Here is an 18,442-nt window from a genome sequence, read left to right on the forward strand (position 1 = left end):
GCGCCACGAGCCACGAGCTACGCGTGTGACCGACCTTCTCGCACCTTGTGCGGCCGATCCGGCTGGATGCCGCTGGCCTTCAAATCAGCACGCAGATTCTTCGGCAGTGAAAAACGCATGTCTTCTTGAACCGTCTCCACCCGATCCACCTGTGTATATCCGAAGGACTTCAGGCGATCCACCACTTCGCGCACAAGGACTTCTGGAACCGATGCCCCCGAGGTCAGCCCCACCGTCGTCGTACCAGAAAGCCACGCGGGATCAACTTCCACAGCACGATCCACCCGGTAGGCGGCCCGCGCACCGGCCTCCAAGGCTACCTCCACCAAGCGCACCGAATTGGAGGAATTAGCCGAACCGACCACGATCACCGCGTCGCACTGCGGCGCCATCGCCTTGACTGCGCCCTGCCGATTCTGCGTTGCATAGCAAATGTCCCCCGACGGCGGATCGGCGAGATGCGGGAAACGACGTCGCAGCAGCTCCACAGTTTTCATCGTCTCATCCACAGACAACGTGGTCTGGCTAATCCATACGACCTTCTCCGGGTCGCGCACCTGAACACGATCAACCTCATGCGGCCCGTTTACCACTTGAATATGTTCGGGCGCCTCTCCATATGTACCTTCGACCTCCTCGTGACCGGCGTGCCCGATCAACAGAATGTCGTAGTCCTCCCCCGCGAAACGAACCGCCTGCTTGTGCACCTTTGTGACCAGCGGGCACGTTGCATCGATTGTCAGAAGTCTCCGAGCTCCGGCTTCGCGATGCACCTGCGGTGAAACGCCATGTGCGGAGAAGATGACTCGCGCGCCCTCAGGCACCTCGTCGGTATCGGAGACGAAAATCGCCCCGCGGCGGGTGAGGGTTTCGACGACGTACTTGTTATGGACTATCTCCTTGCGCACGTACACGGGGGCACCGTACAGCTCCAATGCCTTTTCGACGGCGTCGACCGCTCGGTCAACACCCGCGCAATAACCGCGCGGTGTGGCCAGGAGAATCCGACGCCCATCGGGTGAAGGCTGCGAGGAAATGTCGGCCGGAAAAGCGGACGCCCCGGCCAGCGACTCCGCTTCGGGCACAGGCTCGGACCCGCCCAGCTGTTGCACCGGATTCTTCACACTCATCCCTCCAGGGTAATAGGCGTTCGCCTGGGATACGAGAGCGCCGGAACACAGTTTCACAGCGAGCGCGGCCACACGTCCTGACTCGCACATGATAGGAGTAGCGGGGCCGGCCGGTGCAGGCACTGGTACGAGACCCACACGGGTGCAGAGTCCCGCATCCCCACGCGCGCGATACCGATGCGATAGACGCCGCTTCCTCACAGGTCACCGTCCCCGCATGCCCACGCGCGCGATACCGATGCAAAACACAAACCCACACCCGTCTAGGCTCAAGGGCACAATCTGACGGGCTGTTCCTGTGAAACCATAGATCCATGGCATCCAAGATTCCCGTGCCAGCGGATCTCCCGCAGCTGGCGGCGCAGACGACCCCGGAACACCCGTGGCCGTTGCGGTTGCTATCGGCGAAGATCCGCGAGTACGTGGCAGCCATGTCACGCCTGTGGGTGGAAGGCGAAGTCATCACCCTACAACGACGTCCCGGCGCGAAGGTCCAGTTCCTCAGTCTGCGCGATCTCGAGGTCAAGGTATCAATCACCGTCAAGATCCTGACGCATCTGCTGCCTGACTCCATTGAGCCGGGCAGTCGCGTGGTGGTATGCGCAAAACCCGACTTCTACGAGGGTAACGGTTCCCTCTCCCTGTGGGCAGATGAGATCCGCCCGGTTGGGCTGGGCGACATTCTCGCCCGTCTGGAGCGTCTGAAAGCCCAACTGATGGCGGAAGGACTCTTCGATGCCTCCCGGAAAAAGCCACTCCCCTTCCTCCCCGCATGCATCGGCCTGATCTGCGGCCGGAATACGAAGGCGAAAGAAGACGTCGTCGTTAATTCACGCCTGCGCTGGCCCGCCGTGTGCTTCGATATCCGTGAAGTGCAGGTACAGGGACAGGGCGCCGTTGACGCCATGTTGGAAGCCCTCGCCGCTCTCGACGCCGCACCTCAGGTCGAGGTTATTGTGCTCGCCCGCGGTGGCGGCTCAGTCGAAGACTTACTTCCTTTCTCCGATGAACGTCTGGTGCGCGCCGTCGCCGCAGCTTCCACGCCGATTGTCTCGGCCATCGGTCACGAGGGCGATTCCCCCATCGTGGACCTCGCCGCCGACCTGCGCGCCTCCACCCCCACCGATGCTGCCAAACGGATCGTGCCCGACGTCGCCGAAGAGAATGCCGGGTTGCGCGACGCCGTCGCACGCGGGCGCCGTAGTCTGGAACTGCGCCTGCAACGCGCCGAGGACGAGTTGCGCTCACTCACGACACGGCCCGCTCTCGCCCGGCCCTATGAGATGGTGACCGTGCGCGAACAGGACATCCGCTCGCTGCGCACATGGCTGCGCAGTCACGTCACTCAGCGAATCGACCGAGCAGAATCAGAGGTATCCGCTTTGCTTTCGCAGACCAGAGCGCTTTCGCCGTTGGCGACGCTCGGCAGGGGGTATTCCATCCTGCTCGATGAACAAGGCCGCGTCATCAGCGACGCCGCAGAAACGGCACCCGGTGATCGCCTCACCGGTGTCCTCGCTTCCGGCCGCCTAACTCTCAACGTCCACACCATTGTGCAAGGAGACCATGATGAGTGATCACGCCGCACCCGATACTACCGTCACGCCCGCCGAACTCGACGAGAAAGTGGCTGGCCTTTCCTACGAGGAAGCACGCTCCCGCCTAGTGGAAATCGTGGCCCAGTTGGAGCAGGGTGCACTCCCTCTCGAGGAGTCGCTTGCCCTGTGGGAGGTAGGCGAGGCGCTGGCCCGGCGTTGTCAGGCATGGCTCGATGGGGCGCGCGAACGCCTGGCCGCCGCGGGGGCGTCAGCTCCCCAGGCGGACGAGACCACCACCCCGTCCTCCGGCACCGATTCCTCCCCCGAGGATGAATCATGAGTGTGCTTACCCTCGGGGAGTGCTTCATTCACGCCGTGAAGCGTGCCGACGGCTCGTGGCAGCGTACGCCCGCCGGGTACATGCTGAATGTGTCGGTGGCTCTGCGCCGACTGGGGCGAACCGTCCGTTTTGTCACCGATTTCGGGCTGGATGCGGGCGGCACGCTACTCGCGGAGTACTTCGCAGCACATAGCGTTGAGCTGTGGCTACGCGCGGACGACCAGCGGAACAACCCCACCTCGGTTCTCACGACCGTCACGGACAGCGAGGAAATAACTGCGCAGAGGCCGTCGCCCGCTGCGCGCCTTGATTTCACATGGGATATCCAAGACACACCTGTATCCGGGGCCTGCGTACTCGACCTGGAGATGCTGGCGCCGCGTTCGGTTGCCTTCGGCGGAGCCGCGTGCCATACCTCTCCCGGTGCGGGGAAGGTCCGCCGCTGGGTCGAACACCTCCGCAGTACAACATCCGTGTTCTACCACCTCGGGCTCCCTCCCGGTTTCACCGCGCCAATGGCGCAAGTGCGCGAGCAAGCCGAGGCGTTCATCGGCCTGGCGGACGTGGTTTGCGCCCCGCGCAGGCGGGTTGGTCAGTTGTACGGCGCCACGGATGTATTGACCATTGCACGCCACTGGCAAGAACTCGGTGCGGCACTCGTCGTCGTTGCTGACGACGACGGCGCAGACTTCATCCCACGGGTTGGTGAACCACTGCACGTGCAGGCATTTGCGCGAGTCGTTGACACCGTCGGCGCGGAAGAAGCCTTCTTTGCGGCACTGATCGACGGCATCAGCCGCTCCTCACTTGACGGACCGCATGGTAAAACGACCTTACATGCTTTGACAGGTGACGCTCTGGATGTGCTTGGCTCATATGCCACAGCCGCAGCAACCGTTGCCGCTAGCCGAGCAGGGGTATATCCACCTAGTCGTGAAGAGGTGATTAGCGTATCCGAAGCGCGGCAAGTCTCCGATGAGCCGGTTGCTACTGCGGTGTAGCAACCTGAAGCGGCCGTGCCAGTGGTGTAGGACACCCGACAATCGATGATTCCCGCTGCTGGAGAGCGAGTTCAGCGGGGCATCGCACGCGATTACTTCGGTCGGCCGCGTCAGGTGCTGCGCGCACTGCCAGGATCGTTATCGGCCCAGTCGCCGCTCACGCTGCGTGTAGTCGCGCAGCGCTCGCAGAAAATCCGTGCGGCGAAAATCCGGCCAAAAGGCTTCGCAAAAGTACAATTCTGTGTGAACCGACTGCCAGAGCATGAAGCCGCTCATCCGCTGCTCACCGGAGGTGCGAATCACCAAGTCCGGGTCCGGCTGACCGCGGGTGTATAGATGCGCAGCAATCCCATCCAGCGATATCGTCTCCGCCACTTCTGCCAGAGTCTTTCCGGCCTTTGCCTCCTCACATAGCAAGTCGCGCACCGCGTCGGCAATCTCTTGCCGTCCGCCATAGCCGACAGCGATGTTGACCGCCATTCCGTGCACATTGGCGGTATGCTGCTGCGCCTGGCGTAACTCCCGGGCGCAGATCTCGGGCAGCAGGTCGAGATTGCCAACCATGTGCAGGCGCCACCTGCCGCTTGAGGCCAGCGATGTCACTGCCCCACTTATGATGTCCACCAACTCGGTCAGCTCAGCCTCATCCCGCTTGAGATTGTCTGTAGAAAGCAGCCACAGCGTGACCAACTGGATGCCGACTTCGTCGCACCAGCCGAGAAACTCCGAGATCTTGTCTGCGCCCCGCCGATGCCCGTACGAAGCGGTATGGCCGAGTTCACGGGCCCAACGCCGGTTACCGTCCAGCATCACGCCGATATGGCGCGGTAATTCCTGACTGGTGAGGGTACGAAGAAGGCGTCTCTCGTACAGTTTGTAAAGCACGGCCGGCGCATCCATGCCTCCCCCTTTCGTTCGGTAAGTCAAGGTTAGCGGCTCAACGGGAGTATGACCCACCGAACACGACCAGGCGCCAGAAAAGGGTGCTCGTCGGCACCCAACTCCGGCGTAGCTCCCGCCAAAGACCTACCGCCCAGTGCGAGCAGGGTTATCAACTACGCCGCTTCGGGCGTGCCACCTAAAACTCTGGGGCTGATGTCCCTCCGCGCGAATCCGTGCTTCCTGATGAATCCACACCACCACCTGGCGCCGCTGCCACCTGGCCGGGCGCCGCTGCCACGTTGCGAATCCTCACCGTCGTCTATCCGATCATCGCTAGTGCGGGACATCTGGAACACCGCCCGTGCTTCGAACGCATCCTTCTACACCTTCGGTGCTGCACTAAAATTGCATACAGAGCCACCCGGGGTCGGCTCGTCGGCCTGGCGGCCGGGCACGAGTCCAAGAGTCACGCAAGTAAAGAGGCACGATATGTCAGCGAAGCTCGGCACTCCAGCACCACCGGAGAAGGCCATGGATGATGCGCGCGATCCGTTGAGCCACGACGGAAGCAGCGATGACACGACTGTGCGGCCACACGCCGGAAAGACCAGCCGCCTCAAGCAACGCCGTGAATGGCTGAACTCACTGCCCAAACCAAAGGGCCGCGGCTGGATCCATGCCTGTACAGCACCGCTTGCCCTGGCTAATTCCATCGTGCTCCTCATCTTCGCACCCGGCGCAGGGCTTAAACTCGCCTGCATTGTTTTCGGCATTTCAGCCGTTGTACTCTTCGGACACTCCGCTTTCTACCACCTCATCAACTGGTCACCGCGGGCGCACGACATCATGCGCCGCATGGACCACTCCAATATCTTCCTACTCATCGCCGGCACCTACACACCGTTATCCGTAGCTCTCTTACCGGGACGGACCGCTCTGTTGGTACTTCTGATCGTGTGGATCGGCGCCGTCGGCGGAATCTTCCTCTCCGTGTTCCGGCCGAATGCACCGCGCTGGCTCTACGTACCCTTTTACGTGGCACTGGGCTGGGTGGCCATCTGGTTCCTCCCCTCCTTCTGGCGAGCTGGCGGGCCAGCTATCGTGTGGTTAATCATTGCCGGAGGTATCGCCTACACCATCGGTGCCCTGTGTTACGGTCTGCGGTGGCCCAACCCGTGGCCGCGCATATGGGGCTTCCACGAGTTCTTCCATACCGGTACATTGATCGGTTACGCCTGCCACGCGGTAGCCGTGTGGCTGACTATTTTCGCCGTCGCCTGAACGCCTTGGGTGAATGCCTCGCCTGAATGCCCGGATAAAGCGCAGTTCGCCGCGCCCACCAGGTGGAGCGCGGTCCACACGTGTTGCCACAGTGCGGGCTGAATGACTAACCCTCATCTTGTTATCTGCCACACTCCGCGTATGCGAACACGGTACCAGCAGCCTTCACACCGAGGACTGCCGTTATACCGCATCCAGGCCTGTCAGAACAGCGCATTGCGGACGTACCGGCACACCGATTTGCTCTGACCTTGGAAGTCTTCCTTCCGGTAGGCTCAGGAGAGGCACAGACCCCGGGCACGGGAGGATACATGGCAAAACAGCAAGGTCTAACATCCCGCCGCTCCTCAGCGACGCGCCGCTTGGCTACAAACGCTCGCTGGCAGGCATCGCCTTCAGCGCTGCTGCGCGTTTATCCGGGAACCTGCCTTGCGAGTCTCAGTCACGCCGCAACCCCCGGATGGAAGGGGACACGGCTCGAAGCTGAAACCTACATGGGGGAACGCGGCGCACTGCTCGGCAATCTCCAAGAACGCCTTTTCGCCGCCGCGAAAGTAGGAGCCGACTTCCGTCGCGTCCTCGTCGTCGTGCAGGGCGTAGATACCGCTGGTAAGGGTGGAATTGCCCGCCATGTTCTGGGGATGATCGATCCGCAGGGCGTACAACTGCATGCTTTTGGTGTTCCCGACGCCGAAGAGCGCCGCCATCATTATCTGTGGCGGGTGGAGAAGGCACTCCCCGCTGCCGGAATGATCGGACTGTTTGATCGCTCGCACTATGAAGACGTGCTCGTCGCCCGTGTCGAGCACCTGGTTCCGGAGTCGGTGTGGGCAGCTCGGTATGCGGAGATCAATCGTTTCGAAGAGGAACTCGTCGCGGCCGGCTACGTCATCATTAAGGTGCTGCTAGCGATATCCTTCGAGGAGCAGGGGGCACGTCTACTGGAACGTTTAGAGCGACCGGATAAACGTTGGAAATACAGCCCTTCTGATGCCAATGCACGCGAGAAATGGAATGACTACCAAACCGCCTATCAGGCCGTGCTCGATCAGACCTCAACCTCTTGGGCGCCGTGGTACCTGGTTCCTGCCGATAACAAGTGGTATGCCCGGCTTGCGGTCACTGAGCTCATCATCGAGGCGATGTCGAGAATGGACCTGGGCTGGCCGCAAGCCACCTGGCAGCTAGAGGCGCAACGCCATCGCCTGCTCACCACGATTCCGGCCGACCAAGCAACAGCATTACAACGTCGAGTCGCAGCCAAGGTGCGCAGTGCGGAACGCGCCGGCGACCGCGTGGACGCCGAACTCTCCGCCCTGCGGGCGAACAGGGCCGATCAGGACACTCGTCCCGCACGGCCCAGACACACGAAGAGCGCGGCGGCGAGCCCGAATGTGGCCGCAGGCCGAGAGCCGGAAATCGGCAAAAAGGGAAAGGCAAAGGCTGAACGCAGCCACCTGGAACAACACAACACTGTCGGCTCGAAACGGCACGACGCCGTCACACCAAAAGAAGAAAGAACAGCCGGGGCGAAGCAGGCGTCCAAGAAGAGCACTTCCAAACACAAGAAGAGCACTTCCAAACACAAGAAGAAACTCAGCAAACCCTCTCAAAGCAAGAAAGGAAATCGGGAGGTGAAAGGCGCGGCGAAGAAGGCCCGGAAAGCGAAAGAGAAGAAGTAGCGAAAGCCCTCTCCTGCCGTCGCGTTTCCCTGCCATCTCACTTCGCCGCTAGGCGCAATTGCCCCCTCCCCGCGAGAACACTGCGGGAGAGAAGACGAAAGGAACACCATGCGTATCGGAATCTTCCCCACCTCCGCCACAGCCTGCGCTGCTGGTGCGCAGATGATCATTGATCGATTCGCCGCCTCACCCGGGGCGGTACTCGGCGTCGCCACCGGATCTACTCCACTTGAGCTCTACGCCGAACTGCGCACGGCCAAGGCCCAGGGCCGCTTCACCTTGGCTCACTCACGAGCCTTCGCCCTGGATGAGTACGTCGGTATCGCCCCCGACCATCCGGAAGCGTATCGAAACGTGCTGCGAGCCGAATTAGTCGGCGAGGATAAAACAGGACTTGCCGAGAAGGACCTTGTCACACCGGATGGGCAACATCCCGATCCGGAGGCCGCCGCAAAGGCTTACGACACGGCAATTCGCGAAGTGGGAGGCATTGACCTGCAGATCCTCGGCATCGGCTCCGATGGGCATATCGCCTTCAACGAGCCGGGCTCCTCACTGGTCTCTCGCACGCACCATGAGGCGCTCGCCGCACAAACGATCACGGATAATGCCCGCTTCTTCGGCAACGACCTGTCACAAGTTCCTACGTCAGCTCTCACGCAGGGCCTCGGGACGATTATGGAAGCGCGCGAGATCATGCTGCTCGCCTTCGGCAGCGGGAAGAGCGCGGCAGTGCGGGAACTCATCGAAGGGCCGATCTCGCAGCGGTGGCCCGCCACGATTCTGCAAATGCATCCGCTGGTGACCGTGTTGCTCGACGAAGCCGCCGCGAGCGACCTCGAGCTTACGGATCTCTACCGCGCACGTTGGAATCTCTCCCAGCGCGCGTGAGCCCATCCGTGTATGGGCGCCGGGGAGTATGAGTCGCAGCAAATCCCTCCCAGCGCGCATGAGCGCACGGCGAGTCTTAACGAGGCGCATCTGCGCGAGAGTAGTCTCTTCCGGTGCGTGATCGTTGGTAGGCAGCTGCGAGTTTAGGTAGGCGGTAGCCAGTTGCAAGCTCAGGTAGTCGGTAGGCTCCGAGATCGCCGAGCATGAAACCTCGCTGCGCAGATTCTCAGGGCCACCAAGCAGGCTCAAGGCTGCCACGCAGCTTCCCGGGGCGGCCATGCGGGTGCTCGAAGCATCCGGCACGCTCATGCATCGATCCTCACATGCCTCTACACTGGAGAGGTACGCAATCGCGGTGGTGGGTGCCGCTGCAGTGAGGCAGATGATGCTGTACACGGGGAAGGTATACGACGGATACGGTGAAGCGATTGGCGCCGGTCTCGAGTTGGACGACGGCGGCCGCCTGGTCCGCGTCGTCACGAGCGATTATGTTTCCTCCCCGGATAGAGAAACGATGCGACGCGACGACGACCCGGCTGCGGGCAGCCCCACCGCACATCCCAGTACCGACGGCGGCCGTAGCGCCTTCCGGAATCACACCGACTATGCGCAGCGCGGCAGGCCGAAGGATACGCAGTTCGCTGCAACCCGGGCGGGTGCTACCGCGGACTCGGCCGCCGAGCATGGTGGTACCTGCGGAGCCTTTATCATCCCTGGCCTTGTCGACATCCACTGTCACGGTGGGGGTGGCGTCTCCTTCTCCGATTTGCCCACCGGCAGTCCCGCCCCGCGTACTGGCGAGTTTAAGAGGCCCACTCATAGTCCCGGCCAACTCGCGTGTACTCACGGCCAGGCCACCGGCAATTCACCACAACCCGCGTGTACTCACGCTCAATCCGCCGGAAATCCCCCGGAACCCACGTGTACTGGCGATCCGCCCGGCGACGGTCCAGACCGCACCGCCGATGGCGCTATTGAAACGGCCATCCTTACCCATCGGCGACGCGGAACGACTGCGTTGTTGGCCTCGCTCGTCTCCTTAGCGGAACCAGAACCATATATCGATGCTCTCATCCCCCTGTGCGAGACGGGTGAGCTTGCCGGTATTCACCTCGAAGGGCCGTTTATTTCACCACGCCGGGCCGGAGCGCAGAACCCGCATGCAATTCAGCCCATCGACCTGGCAAAACTGCGCGACTGGTTGACCAGAGGACGCGGCTGGATCAGAACGGTCACGCTCGCGCCAGAGTTACCCGGAGCAGACGATGCTGCACTGCTGGCGCTGAGTCATGGCGCGCATCCCTCGTGGGGGCACACCAATGCCGATGCCGCGACCGCGCGCAAACTGCTCGATGCCATCTGCAAGCCAACCTCTTCGCAGGCGGCCAGGCAGCATACGGCAGCTCCACAGATGATCACCCACCTGTTCAATGGCATGACACCCTTCTCCCACCGCGAACCGGGGCCGGTCCGGGAATTCATTTGCGCGGCGCGCTCCGGGCGGGCCACCGCAGAGATCATTGCCGATGGCGTCCATGTGGCCCCGGAGGTGGTGGAAGACGTTCTTGCGTTCGTTGCGTCAAGAAGGTCCCGGCGCCGCCAACCACTCGGGGTGTGCTTTGTTACGGACGCATCGGCGGCCGCAGGCTCGCCGCCGGGACGTTTTCTACTCGGCAGAGTCGCGGTAGAGCTACGGGCGGGAGGATGCTATGTGGCTGGCACAGATACCCTCGCCGGAGGCGCGACGACATTGGCGGACCAACTACGGCTGTTCGCGCTGCGGGGCCGCCTGCCCTTCGGTAGTATTGTCAATGCGTGCGTGGCAACGCCCGCGCTTGCCGCCGGTATTGCGAGTACTCCGGGTGTCACCCTCACTTTTGAGCGCGGCCATGCGCCGAGTTTCCTGGTACTTGATTCGACCTTCCGTGTGGTCGCCGTCGTACGTGAAGGGCATCGACTCACGGACCACTAGTCGAGTCGTGCAGAAGAGTCAGGCCTATAAGCCTCACACATCACACAGCAGGAAGCCTTGCGCTATGTGAGATACCTCAGTCCGCACGCGCATCACGGCTCGCGACGCCACACGAGCCACGCCAATGCTGGACCGCGCATGCGGGAGGCCCTAGTCCGCATACCTCGCGGCACGACTCACAGTAGTATGTAGCCCGGTCAGGCGCCCCGGCCCGCGCGCCTCACGGCACATGTTCCACGCCCGGCACTCGTGCGAACAAATCATCGACGATCCCGCTCGGCTCCCCCACCATGGACAGTGCGAGAACAAATTCCTCCCACGGCCAGTTCTCCTTCTCGATATCACGCGGGCAGGCGAAGAAGAAGCCCTCCGGGTCGATCTGCGAGGCGTGAGCGCGCAGGGCGGCGTCGCGCTGTGGGAAGAAATCGCCAACGTTGATCCGGGCCGACGGCGCTGCCTCCGGAAGGTCCTCGCGCGCGGAGACCAGCGACGCATACGGCGATTCGTGGCCGGCGCGCCGGATCGCCCGATCCAGGGTACGCAACCGCCGCGCATTGAAGGTGAGATCGTAATAGACCTTTGAGACCTGCCAGGCTTCGCCCAGCTCCGGCCACAGCCCGGGATCGGCAGCCTTACGTACCGCTTCCATGGCGACCACGTGCGAACGCACATGGTCCGGATGCGGGTAGCCGCCACGCTCGTCATAGCAGGTCAGCACCTGCGGGCGGAACTCTCGAATCTGCGAAACCAGCGCCTTCACCGGAATCTCCAGCGGTTGGACGGCGAAGCAGCCCCCGGGCAGCTCCACATCCGGGTAGCCGTCCGGCAGCCCTGAGTCCACGAAGCCCAACCAGTGATGCTCAATTCCGAGCGCTTGCGCGGCCTGCGCCATTTCCCGCCGTCGAATATCCGTCATCGGCTCGTCGGGGTAAGCGGGCACGAAATGCGGGTTGAGGATGGAGCCCCGCTCGCCGCCGGTACAGGTGACTACTCGGACTCGCCCCACCTGGGCGTATTTCGCCATCATTCCCGCACCTTTGGACGATTCGTCGTCCGGATGCGCATGCACAGCCATGAGGCGTCGTTCGGTAGCCATTTGCTCCTCCTTGTGGGATCGACGACGACGTCCGCCGCAATTCCAACGACGTCGCCGACTTCTCGTGGTACCGCCGAAGAACAAAAACTACGACGGCGGCGCAGCAGCCTACCACGTGAGCATAGTCAGTACCGGCTACTATTGCTCGCCCTGTCCGTTCTCTCTCCCATGGTCTGCGCCACCTTGCCGCTTTTCGATCACGTGTGCCGCGTGCATTCTTTCGCCAAACCGAGACTACGCCAGGCAAGCTTATGCATCGCATCGCCCCAGGCCGCGCGCATTCTTTCGCCAAACCGAGACTACGCCCTGGGCAAATCCCGGCGACCGACTCTTGAAAAACGGCGTACCGCTGGTATTGTTGCCAGCAGATCAAGATGTCCGCTGCGGCGGGCATAACTTTTTTCGTCAACACTCGGCTGCACCTGCTCGCACTTTTCAAGGACGGGCCACCCGGTCGAGACATGCTTCGGAAGGAGAGGCACATGGCTGAGAGCAGTCAGGGAACCTGGCTATCGCCCGAAAGCTACGCGAAGCTGCAGGCTGAGTTGGAGCAGATGACAACTGTTGGCCGCGCCGAAATCGCTCAAAAAATTGAGGCTGCACGCTCGGAAGGCGATCTGCGTGAGAATGGCGGCTATCAGGCGGCCCGCGAAGAGCAGTCGAAAATGGAGGGCCGGATCGCCGAGCTGACACATCTGCTGGAGAACGCCCATGTCTCCGAGCCCCCTGCAGCCGATAAGGTAGCGGCAGGCACCGTTATTACCGCGAAGATCGGCGGTGAGGAGGAGCGTTTCCTCCTCGGCTCGCGCGAGGCCGCCGACATGGTGAATATCGAGGTGTACCCCGAGAATGCGCCGCTTGGAAAGGCCATCATGGGCTTGAAAGAGGGCGACTCCACCTCTTTCGCGATGCGCAATGGCCGCCAGATCAAGGTTGAGATCCTTAAAATTGAGCCGTTTGCCGGCTGATCTGTACCCTCGGTGAAACGCTTAGCGCGCTCATGGCGTATTTGCGTGTGCTTACTGCACGTCTTGCGCGTGCCGTTGTACGCGCCCGCCCGAGCACGCACCGCCTACACCGCATTCGAGTCCGGGACATGAGCCACATTCGAGTCCGGGACATCAAGTTTCCGGGCCGCATAGCATAGCCCGACCGTCGTCGCGTTAGGCAAAAGCGCTAACACGCCCGACGCTCCTCATAATCCCAGCCCACTGGAAGGTATGCAGATGTTCATTTGGGATATCGCGAACAAGACCAAGATGGTAACGCCGGAAGAAGCCCTGCCGGGGCGTAGCGAGCCGGTCCTTCCGAACCCGGCCGCCCACACGGTACTGGGAACTGCTATTTTGGCGGATCCCCAGGTGGACCAGGAGGTCATTTACCTGGCCTCGGGCTGCTTCTGGGGAGCAGAGAAAGCCGCCTGGCAGCTCGGAGCCGACACTACGGCCGTGGGATACATGGGCGGATTCACCCCGAATCCCACCTATGAAGAGGTCTGCACCGGCAAAACCGGTCATGCGGAAACCGTGCGCGTCTTGTATTCGCCGAGCAAACTCTCCACGGCAAGCCTGTTGCAGATGTTCTTCGAGTCGCACGATCCAACCAGCCTCAACCGCCAGGGCGGTGATATCGGAACCCAGTACCGGTCGGCGATTTTCCCGACGACGGCGGAGCAGGAACGCATCGCCCACGAAATGGTGGCCCGCTATCAGGTTGTGCTAGCCGAACGAGGATTCGGGCTGATCGTGACGGAGATCGTCCCCTCCTCCCAAGCGGGTGGCTTCTACCCGGCCGAGGACTATCACCAGCAGTACCTCGATAAGAACCCGGGCGGCTATGAGTGCCACTCTCGTACGGGTATCGCCTGCCCTCTGCCCGGCTCCGGGCCTGCAGCTAGTTGAAGGGCTCCTCACCGCAAAGCGTCTGGGGCGGGGAATGGCTGGCTAAGGCCACGCGGCCTCGCCGCGGCGCCGTCGCCAACCGCACAGCGGGCAAGCAAACACCTAGCTGCGAATTGCGAGGGTGCGCAAGTCGAGGGTACGCAGCACGCGATCCACCGTCGCCACATCAAGTTCCGGATCCATTCGAGCGGCCAAGACTTCGGCGCGCGCAGCTTCCAGGGCAACGGTCTGAGCCGACACCATCATGTCATGCTGCTCCTGGTATTTCTCCGGGGAGGAGGAGTGGAACTCCGCCGTCGTCTGCGGGCCTCCCGGTAGGGATTGCAGAAGCGTGATACGCCGGTGCAGCTGACTTCCCCATGCCCGTAGTTTGTCTTTCGTATCTTCCGGTAGGTCCAAGGTGGCCAAGTAACTGTTGAGGGCACGGAGCGCAGCCCGTTCGGCACGGCGGCTCAGACGAATCGCCTCCAGGCGCTGCTTGCGCGGATCTTCCTGCAACTTCAACACGCGAATCAGCCACGGTAGGAGTAATCCGGTTGGAACCAGCGTGATAATCATGACCACGAGCGCGGTGACTACTGCGAAATTGCGGCCTATGACCACTGTTCCCTGCGCAACTGCCGGAAGCGACAATGCCAGTGCCAGGGTTGCCAGACCACGCATGCCACACCACGTCACCACGACGCATTCCCGCCAATTGCGCGGCACTCCGCGCGAGCGTCGCGTCATCCAGTGCAGAACCCAGGTACCGAAGAAACGGATCACAATCACCGCGAGCGCAACCAGGAGTGCCACGGGAAGGTAGCCGACGATGTCACTCCAGCCCTGGTCGGTCACAATATTGCGCAGTTCCACCCCGATGAGTCCGAATGCCGCGCCAATGATCAACAGGTCCGCCACTTCCCAGAAGGATGCGGTGATGACGCGGTCGTGGACGGCTTCCGGAGCGTGACGCCCTATTTCCAGTGCGGTGACAACAACGGCGATCACACCGGAAGCGTGGACTTCCTCCGCCAGCAGGTAAGCGAGGAAGGGCACCACCAGCGTGAGTGCACCCGATGCGGCAGAGCTGCGCAAATGGGTCGTTGCGTAGCTCGCAATCCATCCGACGAGCAAACCAACCGCAACTGCCAATACAGCGCCCACGATGAAGTTACCGGCCACGCCGAGCCCGAAGGCCCGCTCCCCTCTGATAGCCGCCACGGCAGCGGTAAAGAGGATGATGGCGACGGCATCGTTGAAAAGGCTCTCTGTTTGCAGCGCTCGCATGACTCGCCGTGGCAAATGTGCGGGCCCTGCAACAGACTCAACCGCCACCGGATCGGGTGGGGCGACCATAGCCCCGAGAGCCATGGCCAGTGGCAGGCTCAGGGCCGGGACCAGCAATTTCACCAGGCCGGCGACGGCGAAGGCCGTCACGGCTGTAAGCGCGAATGCCATGATGAACAGCGTGCGACGCCGCACGGCAAAGACGCTCCACGAAGCGCGGCGGGCGGTGGAGAATAGCAACGGCGGCAGGAACAGCGGCAGGATTATATCAGGGTCGACGACGAGGCTCGGGGTGAAGGGGAGAAAAGCGAGAGCCGCGGTGCTGATGAGGAGCAGAACCGGATAAGGCAGGTGCGTGCGCTCACCAACGGCGACCGCGAGGATTGTCAGTGCGAATATCGCTAAGATCGTCACTAGACTCGTCATTGTCATCTCCCGCGCTTGTATGGGCCGCTGCTATCGACCGTCGCCTCCAATACCAACTTCTATTATACGAATGGCCATCAGCGGCCTACCAGTGCGTCTTTTCTAAGCGAAACACTGCGGCGAGTCTCCCTGGCCGCGGCATGGCAGGCGAAGAAACCGCGATCCGTAATACCGGTTATCAGCGCAATTGCGTAGCAGCACGTAAACTAACGGCGGTGCGGTATACGCTCCGGGTTGCCTTCTGGCGCCGCCATCTACATCGATGCGAGCCTGACTGCTGCCATAGCGCGGCGGTAGAGTATCCGGGGCACTCCCCACCACGACCCGCTCGGCGCGGTGACCTGCACCGAGAGACTAACGAGAGGAAACTATGGACATCTCCCTTCCCACCGTCAACGGCTCTTTCGGCGAGACGCCTGAACTGACATTCCCTGACAATGACGCGCCGCAGGGCCTGCACGTCGTCGTGCTCGAAGAAGGAACCGGCCCCACGGTGCAAATCGGCCGCGAGATTGAGGTTGATTATCACGGGCAGATCTGGGATGGCGCCGTCTTCGACTCCTCCTTCAATCGTGGGACGCCTACCTCGTTCCCCATTGGCGTCGGCGTCGTGATTCAAGGCTGGGATCAGGGCATCGTTGGAAAGAATGTCGGGTCACGGCTGCTGATCTCGATCCCGCCGGAAAAGGGCTACGGCCGCTCTGGAAATCCGCGTGCGGGCATTAAAGGAACGGACACGCTCGTCTTCGTCGTCGATATTCGCCGCCTCAAGTAGGGCCGCGGGCGTCCGGCTTGTGTTCGAGCAGCGTGGCGCCCGTGTCCTCGCCGCCCACCTGTTGTGCGGGCGTCCTGCAGCCATCCTGTGTCTCGCGTCGATTCCCCCGCCTGATGCGCGGGGTCTGGGCGACCGCGAGTGACAGAGAACTGTCCAAATCCCGTCCAAACGACTGATAACTTGACCGGCTCAGTTTAAGAACTGGCGGATTTCCAAGGATTTCACGACTCGCCCAGCCTCAGCACCTCTTGTTTGGACGGGATCTGGACACTCTCCACCTCAAGACTACACACATCTCCTATGCCAGGCCTTCACAGGCCGCATCCACATGTCGCCGTCGGCCTCCAAGCAAATGCCGCCTCACCGAACGCGCCACAGCGATGGCCGCATCGCCCCCTACAAACCTCACCGTCAAAACCCCGCACTGCAATCGCTCCACAACACAATAGCCCACCCGTGACAACACAAAGTCCCGCATCCCGAGCAACACTTGCGCCTCAAGATATCGCTCCGCCCTGCACACCCCGTTTTACGAACCGATGCATGAACTGCCCCGGCAGCCACACACCACTCACGCCGGAAGGCCTCGCCCACAGTTGGCGGGCGCGATCCCACCTTCAGACACACCACTCACGCTCGGGGCCTCACTCAGCGAACCAGTGCGAGCACCACACAGAAAACGTGGCACCGGAAAACACACAAAGGCGGGGTGGGGATCCAATCCCACCCCGCCTTTGCGCATCGACGCCCAGAGTGCTTCAACGCCCGGTATGTGCCGACTGCTCGGCGCGCGCATGTACGCGTGGCTGTGGCGTCCGCCATCGTAACTCTGCCAACGCCCCTATTCGACCGCACGCTGCGTTGCGGCCCCAAGAGGTGACTGCAACGTTGGCTCCGGCGTCGCACATCACACCACGTCGACTCACGCGGTCTCTTCGGCGTACATTCTCCAAGCTGCGCGGTCGCTTTGACTCGCTACTAGTTGTCTCGCCTCGCTCGACCGCCAACTAACGGTCTGACGCGACAATGGCCAGAATGCGCAGCACCTCAATGTAAATCCACAGCACCGTCATCACGATCGCAAAAGCGCAAGTCCAAGCAAAAGCCTTGGGTGCACCATTAGCAACCGCGAACTTCACCTGCTCCAAATCGGAGATCAGCATGTAGGACGCTGCCACGATGAGAACAAGACCGATAATCACGCCGAGCGGTATGCCGCCCACGCGCATTGAACTGAAGCCCCACATGCGCTGCGAAGCACCCGTCCAGATCACCACGAGGTTGACCAGTCCATAGATGATTCCCGCGATCATCACGGTCATCATGATGCGGAAGCCCTTGGTCGTTGTGCGAACTGCACCGCTGAAGTGCAAAGCCGCCGCAACGCCGACAACGAGGACGGTGCCCAAGACCGCCTGAACGGCAATACCCGGGTAAAGGGCGTCGAGCGCACCGGTTAGTGCGCCAAGGCAAATGCCTTCGAGCACCGAGTACAGCACCGCAAAGATCGGCTTGACCAAGCGCTGCGTCGCCCCGATCATGCCGATGATGAAGGCAGCGATAGTGGTTCCGATCGCGACCGGCATCATGGAGGAGAGTGGAAGCAATGTTGCCGTACCGACGCCGGAGAGCACCGCGAGTGCAAGAAGCGCGAAGGTCTTCACCATGGCGTCGTCGTACGTCATAGTGGTGGTTTGCGCGCTGGCGAATGGCCCATCACTCTGGTATCCGTACTGCGGCATACCCTGTTGCTGGGCAGCGGCGTTGTAGGGCGCGTACGCCTGCGACGCATCCCCTTGCGGGACTCCCTGGCCATTCACCTGAGTTCCGTACGGGTAGGTATTTGGAGTAGCCGTCTGCCCGTTGAAATACGGGTTCCGGCTAATAACCGGGTTATTGGACAAGGTCTTCCTCCTTCGTATGGACTGATGAGCCTAGTCCGGCTAGGGCAATTGTAGCGAAACGCGGGATTTCTTTCACAGGGTATACGCCGAGAGCACAACGTCGTTCGGGCTTCGATGGGGCTCAAGGAGGCGTGGCGAACGCCGAGCAAGAAGCCGAGCCAGGCCATCGGCGAGTCGCATGAGAGAGCCGCAACGGGCGGGATGAGCAGCAGCACCCATCATGCAAGAATCGCAGCCTGTCGAGGATCGCGGCAGCATCTAGCGAGTAGCCGCACTTACCTTGCCATCACTCACACCTACGCAGGACTAGAGCACGACTAGTTCGAGCAGCTGCAGGCATGATGACTAGCCGCC

Annotated in this window: 15 protein-coding genes; 10 read left to right on the top strand and 5 right to left on the bottom strand. The window is 61.9% G+C overall.

The window, feature by feature from the left end; all coding sequences use genetic code 11:
• Positions 1-17: 17 nt before the first annotated feature.
• Positions 18-1,130: a 4-hydroxy-3-methylbut-2-enyl diphosphate reductase gene (locus EKN07_RS03160; RefSeq protein ID WP_126145605.1), complete on the bottom strand. Its 1,113-nt coding sequence runs from the start codon at positions 1,128-1,130 to the stop codon at positions 18-20.
• 314 nt (positions 1,131-1,444) lie between these two features.
• Between EKN07_RS03160 and xseA the strand changes: the two genes are divergently transcribed.
• Genes xseA through EKN07_RS03175 form a run of 3 tightly spaced genes read left to right on the top strand, consistent with a single transcriptional unit; the run spans position 1,445 to position 4,009 of the window.
• Positions 1,445-2,707: an exodeoxyribonuclease VII large subunit gene (xseA, locus tag EKN07_RS03165; protein WP_126145606.1), complete on the top strand. Its 1,263-nt coding sequence runs from the start codon at positions 1,445-1,447 to the stop codon at positions 2,705-2,707.
• A complete protein-coding gene (locus EKN07_RS03170) occupies positions 2,697-3,008 on the top strand; it encodes an exodeoxyribonuclease VII small subunit (RefSeq protein WP_241228115.1) in 312 nt (103 codons plus the stop codon). The genes xseA and EKN07_RS03170 overlap by 11 nt, the downstream gene beginning before the upstream one ends.
• Positions 3,005-4,009: a PfkB family carbohydrate kinase gene (locus tag EKN07_RS03175; RefSeq protein WP_126145607.1), complete on the top strand. Its 1,005-nt coding sequence runs from the start codon at positions 3,005-3,007 to the stop codon at positions 4,007-4,009. Before EKN07_RS03170 ends, EKN07_RS03175 begins: the two co-directional genes overlap by 4 nt.
• A 138-nt stretch (positions 4,010-4,147) precedes the next feature.
• On the opposite strand, the gene EKN07_RS03180 is transcribed toward EKN07_RS03175, so the two are convergent.
• On the bottom strand, positions 4,148-4,909 hold the full coding sequence (locus EKN07_RS03180; RefSeq protein ID WP_108715084.1) for an isoprenyl transferase: 762 nt from the start codon (positions 4,907-4,909) through the stop codon (positions 4,148-4,150).
• Between the two features lie 471 nt (positions 4,910-5,380).
• Here EKN07_RS03180 and EKN07_RS03185 point away from each other — a divergent pair, with 471 nt between their 5' ends.
• From EKN07_RS03185 to EKN07_RS03200, 4 genes are all read left to right on the top strand, one after another.
• A complete protein-coding gene (locus EKN07_RS03185) occupies positions 5,381-6,172 on the top strand; it encodes a hemolysin III family protein (RefSeq protein ID WP_240611364.1) in 792 nt (263 codons plus the stop codon).
• A 311-nt stretch (positions 6,173-6,483) separates the two neighbouring features.
• Positions 6,484-7,854 carry a PPK2 family polyphosphate kinase gene (locus EKN07_RS03190; RefSeq protein ID WP_126145608.1) on the top strand — a complete coding sequence of 457 codons (1,371 nt, stop codon included), beginning with the start codon at positions 6,484-6,486 and terminating at the stop codon, positions 7,852-7,854.
• Between the two features lie 108 nt (positions 7,855-7,962).
• Positions 7,963-8,745 carry a glucosamine-6-phosphate deaminase gene (locus EKN07_RS03195; RefSeq protein ID WP_108715082.1) on the top strand — a complete coding sequence of 261 codons (783 nt, stop codon included), beginning with the start codon at positions 7,963-7,965 and terminating at the stop codon, positions 8,743-8,745.
• Positions 8,746-9,127: 382 nt separating this feature from the next.
• Positions 9,128-10,717, top strand: a complete 1,590-nt coding sequence (locus EKN07_RS03200) for an amidohydrolase family protein (RefSeq protein ID WP_241228128.1) — start codon at positions 9,128-9,130, stop codon at positions 10,715-10,717.
• A 220-nt stretch (positions 10,718-10,937) separates the two neighbouring features.
• On the opposite strand, the gene mca is transcribed toward EKN07_RS03200, so the two are convergent.
• Entirely contained in the window at positions 10,938-11,813 is an 876-nt protein-coding gene (gene mca / locus EKN07_RS03205) for a mycothiol conjugate amidase Mca (RefSeq protein WP_108715079.1), read from the bottom strand.
• A 482-nt stretch (positions 11,814-12,295) separates the two neighbouring features.
• Here mca and greA point away from each other — a divergent pair, with 482 nt between their 5' ends.
• Together greA and msrA are read left to right on the top strand one after the other, a co-directional pair.
• The gene (gene greA, locus EKN07_RS03210; protein WP_108715078.1) at positions 12,296-12,781 is read left to right on the top strand and encodes a transcription elongation factor GreA; all 486 of its coding nucleotides are present in this window, start codon (positions 12,296-12,298) and stop codon (positions 12,779-12,781) included.
• Positions 12,782-13,033: 252 nt separating this feature from the next.
• Complete coding sequence (msrA, locus tag EKN07_RS03215; RefSeq protein ID WP_108715077.1) at positions 13,034-13,714, top strand: peptide-methionine (S)-S-oxide reductase MsrA; 681 nt, start codon at positions 13,034-13,036, stop codon at positions 13,712-13,714.
• A 102-nt stretch (positions 13,715-13,816) separates the two neighbouring features.
• Here the strand turns inward: msrA and EKN07_RS03220 are convergent, their stop codons facing one another.
• Complete coding sequence (locus tag EKN07_RS03220) at positions 13,817-15,409, bottom strand: sodium:proton antiporter (RefSeq protein WP_164505431.1); 1,593 nt, start codon at positions 15,407-15,409, stop codon at positions 13,817-13,819.
• Positions 15,410-15,779: 370 nt separating this feature from the next.
• Here EKN07_RS03220 and EKN07_RS03225 point away from each other — a divergent pair, with 370 nt between their 5' ends.
• Positions 15,780-16,184, top strand: coding sequence for an FKBP-type peptidyl-prolyl cis-trans isomerase (locus tag EKN07_RS03225; RefSeq protein WP_108715075.1), 405 nt, complete (start codon positions 15,780-15,782; stop codon positions 16,182-16,184).
• A gap of 1,007 nt (positions 16,185-17,191) precedes the next feature.
• Here the strand turns inward: EKN07_RS03225 and EKN07_RS03230 are convergent.
• The gene (locus EKN07_RS03230) at positions 17,192-18,088 is read right to left on the bottom strand and encodes a Bax inhibitor-1/YccA family protein (RefSeq protein ID WP_108715074.1); all 897 of its coding nucleotides are present in this window, start codon (positions 18,086-18,088) and stop codon (positions 17,192-17,194) included.
• Between the last annotated feature and the right edge of the window lie 354 nt (positions 18,089-18,442).

The organism is Actinobaculum sp. 352 (genome assembly GCF_003957265.1).
GTDB lineage: Bacteria > Actinomycetota > Actinomycetes > Actinomycetales > Actinomycetaceae > Asp313.